1 pseudogene is annotated in these 523 nt (G+C 63.9%); it reads left to right on the forward strand.

From position 1 onward, the window contains the following. Positions 1–523, forward strand: a pseudogene (locus tag AC1DVH_RS32570) (TonB-dependent receptor); the annotation flags it as partial.

Below are 523 nucleotides of genomic sequence, written 5' to 3' on the forward strand. Positions count from 1 at the left end.
GGCTACGACTCGCCGCTGCTGCAGGTGCGCTACGCAACGGGCAGCCACGGCTACCTCCAGCGCCAGGTCAGTTCCGGGCAAGTGCTCGGCGACTTCGATTACTACCTGGCCATGACCGATGCCAACGCCGACGGCTACCAGGACCACACGGCCAGTGAGAGCCAGGGTGTCATCGCCAACTTCGGTTATCGCTTCAACCCCAACCTGGAAACACGCTTCTACCTGCGCCACCGCCAGACCGACAACGACCTCGCGGGGCGCGTGACCAAGCACTCCATCGAGCATGACCCACGGGCGGCCAACCCTGCCTACGTGGTGCGGGACGACCGCCGCGATGAGCCGGGCAGCACCTTTATCGGCAACAAGACCACCTGGTACATCGATGACGATTCGAGCATCCAGACCGGTCTTGTCTACCACGACTACCCGATGGATTTGCGTGAGGGTCCCAACCGCCTGCAGGTGGCGTACACGGACGTCAGCGGCACGTTCGACTACAAGCGTCGCGACACGCTGTGGGGCC

The organism is Pseudomonas sp. P4_C3, from assembly GCF_056402075.1.